This window comes from Burkholderia sp. Ac-20392, from assembly GCF_017104585.1.
GTDB lineage: Bacteria > Pseudomonadota > Gammaproteobacteria > Burkholderiales > Burkholderiaceae > Burkholderia > Burkholderia lata.
In genome coordinates this window covers 1-4,736 of the sequence record NZ_JAAGPB010000580.1, presented here as the reverse complement: position 1 = coordinate 4,736, position 4,736 = coordinate 1, and the positions used below count along the sequence as shown (strand labels likewise).

The 4,736-nt window shown below is 67.9% G+C and carries 4 protein-coding genes and 1 pseudogene; 4 read left to right on the top strand and 1 reads right to left on the bottom strand.

What is annotated here, in order from left to right; all coding sequences use genetic code 11:
• Together G3N99_RS34870 and G3N99_RS34865 are read left to right on the top strand one after the other, a co-directional pair.
• Window positions 1–556, top strand: a pseudogene (locus G3N99_RS34870) (hypothetical protein); the annotation flags it as partial.
• 289 nt (window positions 557–845) lie between these two features.
• Window positions 846–2,213, top strand: coding sequence for an amino acid permease (locus tag G3N99_RS34865; protein WP_174947896.1), 1,368 nt, complete (start codon window positions 846–848; stop codon window positions 2,211–2,213).
• A 148-nt stretch (window positions 2,214–2,361) separates the two neighbouring features.
• Here G3N99_RS34865 and G3N99_RS34860 read toward each other — a convergent pair whose 3' ends face one another.
• Complete coding sequence (locus G3N99_RS34860; RefSeq protein ID WP_006476417.1) at window positions 2,362–2,523, bottom strand: hypothetical protein; 162 nt, start codon at window positions 2,521–2,523, stop codon at window positions 2,362–2,364.
• A gap of 242 nt (window positions 2,524–2,765) precedes the next feature.
• Here G3N99_RS34860 and G3N99_RS34855 point away from each other — a divergent pair, with 242 nt between their 5' ends.
• Window positions 2,766–3,809 (top strand): Fe(3+) ABC transporter substrate-binding protein, encoded by a 1,044-nt coding sequence (locus tag G3N99_RS34855; protein ID WP_174989749.1) that lies wholly within the window; start codon window positions 2,766–2,768, stop codon window positions 3,807–3,809.
• Window positions 3,810–3,852: 43 nt separating this feature from the next.
• The coding region (locus G3N99_RS34850) for an ABC transporter permease subunit (RefSeq protein WP_241012012.1) at window positions 3,853–4,736 on the top strand (884 nt) is incomplete at its 3' end.

Genomic DNA, 4,736 nt, shown 5'->3' with positions numbered 1-4,736 from the left:
GGCCGCCGACGGCGCGGCCGTCGTGCCGGTGGTCGCCGCGGCCATCGAGACGCCGGCCACGACTCTCGACGACGACTACCGCTACCGCCTCGCGCGCAAGGACGTGCACATCGCGTTCGCGAATCTCGGGCAGGCGTTCCAGCGGATGATGATCGAGCCGAAGGCGCACCAGCGCTTCGTGCCCGAACTGAACGACCTGCTCGTGCAGACTCACGTGCTCGGCGCGCAGATCACGGCCGCCGCGCCGCTGATCCGCACGGCCTGCGCGGCCGACGGCAGCATCCTCCACGACGACGCGCTGCATCGCGGCCTCGCCGCGGTGCTCGACAATCTCGAGAAAGCCGAGGCCGGCGAGCCGCCGCCGGCCGATCAGCTCGACGCGTCGAAGCAGATCACGCGCGACCTCGATGCGATGGTCGTGTCCGCGGAGAAATCCGATGCGGTGGGCGCCGAACTCACGCACGACCTGAAGGTGCTCGCGCACCAGTGCAAGCAGATGCTCGCGTCGTCGCTGCTGATCCGCAAGGATGCGAGCGTGATCCGCCTGCCCGCCTGACCCCGGCTTTACCCCGCCGGTGGCCGGCCCGCGCATGCCGCGGATCGGCCCCGGCGCTCCCCGATTCAACGACCCCGAAGCATGACCTGCCCGTTCCACGCGGCCTGCGCGCTCGATGCGCGACCGCCCCGCCCCCTATTGCGCCCGGCGCGCCAGTCAGGGAATACCCGATTCCGGTCACCCAGTCCGGCTTGTTATCATTCGTTCACATTTAAGTTGTCTATACAACTTGAGCCAATCGGACCGGCCCCGCTCGCCCGGTCCGTCGCATAACGATATCGGAGACACGATGAAAAACTTGCAGCGCCACCTGAGCGCGCGGCACATCCGCTTTCTCGCGCTGGGTTCGGCGATCGGCACGGGCCTGTTCTACGGCTCGGCATCCGCGATCCAGCTCGCGGGCCCGGCCGTGATCCTGGCGTACATCCTGGGCGGCGCGGCCGTCTACATGGTGATGCGCGCGCTCGGCGAGATGGCCGTGCGCGATCCCGTCGCCGGCTCGTTCGGCCACTACGCGACCGAGAACCTCGGCCCGTTCGCCGGGTTCGTCACCGGCTGGACCTACACGCTCGAAATGGTGATCGTCGCGATCGCCGACATCACCGCGTTCGGCATCTACATGGGTTTCTGGTTTCCGGATGTCCCGCAATGGATCTGGGTACTCGGCGTCGTCGCGATCATCTGCGGGCTCAACCTGTGCCACGTGAAGGTGTTCGGCGAGCTCGAGTTCTGGCTGTCGATCATCAAGGTCGGCGCGATCGTCGCGATGATCGGCGGCGGCGTCGCGATCCTGCTGACCGGCATGCACTTCGGCCACTCGGCCGACGTGCCGACGTTCGCGAACCTGTGGAACCACGGCGGCTTCCTGCCGAACGGCGTCGGCGGGCTGATCGCGTCGCTGTCGGTCGTGATCTTCGCGTACGGCGGGATCGAGGTGATCGGCATGAGCGCCGGCGAGGCGAAGGATCCGGAGCGCGTGATTCCGCGCGCGATCAACGCGGTGCCTGCGCGCATCCTGCTGTTCTACGTGCTGACGATGGTCGTGTTGATGTCGATCAGCCCGTGGACGGGCGTCGGCAACGAAGGCAGCCCGTTCGTGCAGATCTTCTCGGCGCTCGGCGTGAAGTCGGCTGCGACGATCCTCAACCTGGTGGTGATCAGCGCGGCGATCTCCGCGATCAACAGCGACATCTTCGGCGCGGGCCGGATGATGTTCGGGATGGCGCGCCAGGGCCAGGCGCCGCGCGTGCTGATGACGACGTCGCGGCACGGCGTGCCGTGGGTCACGGTGCTCGTGATGGCGGTCGCGTTGCTGGTCGGCGTGCTGCTCAACTACCTGATGCCGAAGGACGTGTTCCTGATGGTCGCGGCGATCGCGACGTTCGCCACCGTGTGGGTGTGGCTGATGATCCTGCTGTCGCAGGTCGCGATGCGCCGCCGGCTGTCGGGCGCCGAAGTCGCGGCGCTGAAGTTCAAGGTGCCGTTGTGGCCCGTCGCGCCGGCACTGACGATCGCGTTCATGGGCTTCGTGATCGTGATGCTCGGGTGGTTCGAGGACACGCGCGTCGCGCTGTATGTCGGCGCGGCCTGGCTCGCGCTGCTCGCGCTCGTGTTCTACGCACGGATCCGCCCGAAGTTCGCACCTGCGTCACGTTGACGCACGACTGACTTGCGTACGCGGCGCGCCGGTTCCGGCGCCCGCTTCTCTCCCGGCTCCGCGCAGCGTCTGGCGCGCCAACAGCCGGAGATTCATCCCCTTCGCATGCACCCTACGTGCGCGGCCCGCCGGGCCGCGCATCTGCACGTCAGTGCGACGCTGCGCTCGCGGCCTCGGCCGGATGGGCTTCGTCGTACGCGTGCTTCTGCGAAATCGCGTTGTACAGGATCGTCCCGATCACGAGCAGCACGGCCACGACGATCAGGATGCTCACGTTGCGGACAGGGTTCTTCTTGCGCTGATCGTTCATGGTCGGGCGATTCCGTCAAATTCATCGAAGCGGGCATTCTACGCGCTTGCGCGCCCGCTGCGACGCGCCGTTTCCGATCCTCATCCCCCGCCTCCTCCCGCCTGCCGCAAGCTTTCATTTGATAACCATTCCCATTTCGATCTAGAATCTCTAGTCTTTCATTTTGTAATGTTTCGGGTCGCTCGGGCGGCAGGCGCGCCCCGGAACGCTCCCTTCGTCCACCTGCCCCTTCCGGAGTCTTCATGTCGAATCCGCGCACCCGCCTGCTGCCGCTTGCCGGCGCCCTCGCCCTTGCCGCCGCCGCTTTCGCGCCGCTGGCCCAGGCAGCCGAGGAAGTGAGCCTGTACACCACCCGCGAACCGAAGCTGATCCAGCCGCTCATCGACGCGTTCACCAAGCAGAGCGGCGTCAAGGTCAACACGGTGTTCGTGAAGGACGGCCTGCTCGAACGCGTGAAGGCGGAAGGCGCGCAGTCGCCGGCCGACGTGCTGATGACGGTCGACGTCGGCAACCTGCTCGATCTCGTCGACGGCGGGCTCACGCAGCCGGTGCGCTCGAAGGCGCTCGACGACGCGATTCCCGCGAACCTGCGCGGCGCGAACGGCGACTGGTACGCGCTGTCGCTGCGCGACCGCGTGCTGTACGTCGAGAAGGACCTGAAGGTCGATGCGTTCCGCTACGAGGATCTCGCCGATCCGAAATGGAAGGGCAAGGTCTGCATCCGCTCGGGCCAGCATCCGTACAACACGGCGCTCGTCGCGGCGATGATCGCGCACGACGGCGAAGCGGCGACCGAGAAGTGGCTGCGCGGCGTGAAGGCGAACCTCGCGCGCAAGGCGACGGGCGGCGACCGCGACGTCGCGCGCGACATCCTCGGCGGCATCTGCGACGTCGGCCTCGCGAACGCCTACTACGTCGGTCACATGAAGAATGCGGAGGCCGGCAGCGATGCGCGCAAGTGGGGTGACGCGATCAAGGTCGTGCGCCCGACGTTCGCGAACGCGAAGAGCGGCGGCACGCACGTGAACATCAGCGGCGCAACGGTCGCGAAGCACGCGCCGCACAAGGCCAACGCGGTAAAACTGCTCGAATATCTCGTGTCGCCGGAAGCGCAGGCGCTGTATGCGCAGGCGAACTACGAATACCCGGTGCGCGCGAACGTGAAGCTCGACCCGGTGATCGCCAGCTTCGGCACGCTGAAGATCGACCCGCTGCCGCTGGCGGACATCGCGAAGCATCGCAAGCAGGCAAGCCAGCTGGTCGACAAGGTCGGCTTTGACAACTGACGCAACCACCGCCGGCGCGCGCCGCCCGTCGTGCCGGCCGCGCCTGCTGCCGCGCGCGGGCAGCCTGTGGCTGGTCGCGACGCTGGCGATCGCCGCGGCGGTCGCGGCGCCGCTTACGGTGCTCGTCGCCGCCGCGTTCGACGCCGATCTCGCGCACTGGCGACATCTCGCCGAATTCGTGCTGCCGCAGGCGCTCGTCAATACGCTGCTGCTGCTCGCGGGCGTCGGCGCGATCGTGTCGATCGTCGGCACGGGCTGCGCATGGCTCGTCACCGCGTATGACTTTCCCGGCCGCCGGATGCTGACGTGGGCGCTGCTGCTGCCGCTCGCGGTTCCCACCTACATCGTCGCGTTCGCGTATCTCGATCTGCTGCATCCGATCGGCCCCGTGCAGGGCGCGGTCCGCTGGCTGCTCGGCTTCGACAGCCCGCGCCAGTTCCGCCTGCCCGACCTGCGCTCGCTGCCCGGCGCGATCTTCGTGCTCGGCTTCGTGTTGTATCCCTACGTCTACCTGAGCACGCGCGCAATGTTCGTCACGCAGTCCGCGAGCCTGCTCGAAGCCGCGCGCACGCTCGGCGCGGGACGCATCGCCACGTTCTGGCGCGTCGTCGTGCCGCTCGCGCGTCCCGCGATCGCCGTCGGCGTGAGCCTCGCGCTGCTCGAAACGCTGAACGATATCGGCGCATCGGAATTCCTCGGCGTTCAGACGCTGACCGTGTCCGTCTACACGACATGGATCACGCGCTCCGACCTCGCCGGCGCCGCGCAGATCGCACTCGCGATGCTCGCGATCGTCGTCGGCATGATCGTGCTCGAACGCTACGGCCGCCGCCGCCAACGCTACGCGCATGGCCGACGCATGCGGCCGATCGCGCCGCGCCGCCTGACGGGCACCGCCGCATTCGGCGCCGCCGTGCTCGGCTGGCA